The organism is uncultured Campylobacter sp. (assembly GCF_938045225.1).
In the GTDB taxonomy this organism is placed as follows: Bacteria; Campylobacterota; Campylobacteria; order Campylobacterales; family Campylobacteraceae; genus Campylobacter_A.
Genome location: NZ_CALINL010000084.1, coordinates 1 through 2,570, shown reverse-complemented (window position 1 = coordinate 2,570; position 2,570 = coordinate 1). Strand labels below are relative to the sequence as shown.

Sequence of the window (2,570 nt, the reverse complement as noted above, 5' to 3'; positions counted from 1 at the left end):
GGAGTGCGACGAAAATTTAAGGGGGGGGGTGGCGCAAGGTCGGTTTTTGAACCGTAAATTTAAACCTGCTTTTATGGCGTCGAATTTAAGCAGGTTTGATTTACGGTTTTGCGAGATGAAATTTGGTTTTCGTATCGCCTAATCCGCATGATTTTTGAATTATCTTAATGCTTAATCTTTCCGCAACCGATGGCTTTAAATTTGGCGTAAAAGCAAGATAAATTCTGGTAAAATTTGCGATAAAACTATAAAGGAAAATAAGTATGGGTAAGCGGGATGAGGCGCTAAATTTAGCGCGAGATTTCGAACGCGACGGCTTTAGAGTGCCAGATTTATACGAGCGATTTTGGCGGCTAAAGGGCGACGAGGCGGCGTATTTTACGCTAGCTGATAGCTTGCTGCGCGGGCGGCGAGAGAGCGGCGCGCTACTAGATGACGCTATGAGCTACGTTAGCAAAGAGGATTTTAGGGCTTTGGTCTCTACGGCGATGGAGATTTTGTGCGAGGAGGGCGGAGCTAAAAACGAGGCGCAAAGAGATAAAAAACAAGCAAACAAAAATAGCGCGCGACAAATAAATGCCTGGGGAGTAATCGCCGTAGCAAGCCTCGAGTTTGCGCCGCTTTTGCACCCATATCTGGAGGAGATTTTTAGCTTGCGACCAAACGACGGGACATACTATGAGTGCTATCCGTGGCGCGAGCTAGACTACGAGAGCTCGCAGATCTGGCGCGAGAGGCTAGCTAGCGCGCAAACTAGCAGGGGCGATAAACAAAGGCTTTTTGAGTGCCTGCTGCAAACAAGACAGCCGCGAAATATAAAATTTGCCTGCGAGACTGCGGCGGCGGAGAAGTTTTTGAAGCATAAAGGCAGCCTTAGCGAGCATCTAGGCTACTATTTGGAGGACGTAGGCTTTACGCTTGAGAGGGTTAAATTTACGGGAGGCGCAAACGGCGCGGAGCTGGCGGATGAAAATTTAAGCCAGACGCAAAGCGTCATAAATGACGTCAAATTTAACGCTAGCAAGCTAAATTCGCAAGCCGATGAAAATTTAAACGACCCCAAATCCGGCAAAAACGCGCCGCACGAAGAAAGCCGAGTCCAAAAAGCGCAAGCTAGCGATAAAATAAGTATCGGCGGCGAAGCGTTTAGGCTAAAAAGATACTGCGGCGAACGCACGTATCACATTGCGTTTAGGCAGGGGTATTTTAGCGAGCCGTTTGCTGCGCATCAAGCTAAAAATCACCCGACTTGGGGACTATGGACGGGCGAAGCGCAAAAAGGCGAAAGCGAGGAAGCTGCGGAAGCAAATTTGGGCGAGACGAAGTATAAAATCGGCGGAGTTTTAGACGAGCCTTGCGCGGATGAGGAAAATCCGCTCTTTCATCTCATCACGCTTGATCCGCTGCCCAGCGACTTGCCGGTGCGCTCGCTGCCTAGCCTAACCCTAGCCGCGCACGTTAGAGAGATAAGCGAGGGCGAGATAGTCTTTTACGAGCACGACGCACAGGGTATGCCGCGACGTATCGGCGAAAGGACGCAGGTAGAGTACGTAGACGACGAGCCGGCGAGGCAGGATATGGTGCGTCTGCGCGTACTACCTAAACGCTGGCACAAGCAGGACTGGGCGCTATCAAACGGCAGGCAAAACCTATCTCGTATAGGCGGCGAGCCGTCGTGGGTACAGGGTGCCTCGGTGCCGACGTGTCCGATATGCGGCGAGAAAATGGAGTTTTTGATGCAGCTTGATAGCGGGCTTCCTAGCGGCGAGGACGGGGAGCTGCTTTTTGGTAGCGGCGGGATTTTGTACGTGTTTTGGTGCGAGCGGACGCAGGTTAGCGCGTTTTTTATGCAGTGTACGTGAGGCGGTTAGATCGCGCGTTTGCAGAGCTAAATTTAGAACTAACTTATGCGGCTTGGCTCATGAGGGCATTAAAATTTAACTACGCCGCCAAGTCTTTTGGTGTAGCGTAAATTTGCCGTATTTTTGATGATAAATTTAAGGCTAAAAGCAGTCTAAATTTACGCGGCTAGCTAAAAAGCAAAATCTACTCTAGCACGCACCCTGGCAAAGCCGTTTTTGGATAAATTTAAACAAAAAGGAGAGTAATGAACTTACATTTAGCTAAGATAGAGCTTTTTGCGCTACCGATACGCAAAAAGAGCTTTTAAAGAAGATAAAAAAGATACAAAAATTTCGTATTAGACGATTTAGCGATAGTTATTTGCTAGAGGGCTTGCTGTTTAGCTTTTGCGTCGAGAAGAAATTTGAGCCCCGTAATGCTTTACTACAGCGAGATAATTAGCCTGCCTTTTGACGAAAGCTTTCCTTTGCGGGATGATTTTTGGGATTTTTTGTCTATTTTTTATATCAATCCGCTATGTACGCAAGCGCAAAAAGAGGCGATTTTTGCGCGCTACGAAGAGGTCTCGCGCTATAAGGTATCAGCCGAGTTTGCGGATGCGCAGTTTCTTTTTACCGGCTTTTTTAAAAATATCCTTTCTTTAAAAGCGGTCAAAGAGCGCGAAAAAACCTTGCAAAGAGCGCTAAAAAATGACGACTTGCAGCTCT

At 47.9% G+C, this 2,570-nt stretch carries 2 protein-coding genes; both read left to right on the top strand.

What is annotated here, in order from left to right; all coding sequences use genetic code 11:
* Positions 1–263 precede the first annotated feature (263 nt).
* The gene (locus tag Q0200_RS03770) at positions 264–1,862 is read left to right on the top strand and encodes a hypothetical protein (protein ID WP_297937934.1); all 1,599 of its coding nucleotides are present in this window, start codon (positions 264–266) and stop codon (positions 1,860–1,862) included.
* Positions 1,863–2,266: 404 nt separating this feature from the next.
* Positions 2,267–2,570 (top strand): hypothetical protein (locus Q0200_RS03765; RefSeq protein WP_297937931.1); only part of this gene is annotated, 304 nt, incomplete at its 3' end.

What these genes read in the sequence shown, in the direction of transcription:
- Q0200_RS03770 (WP_297937934.1), top strand. Translation starts at nt 264, where the DNA reads ATGGGTAAGCGGGATGAGGCGCTAAATTTAGCGCGAGATTTCGAACGC.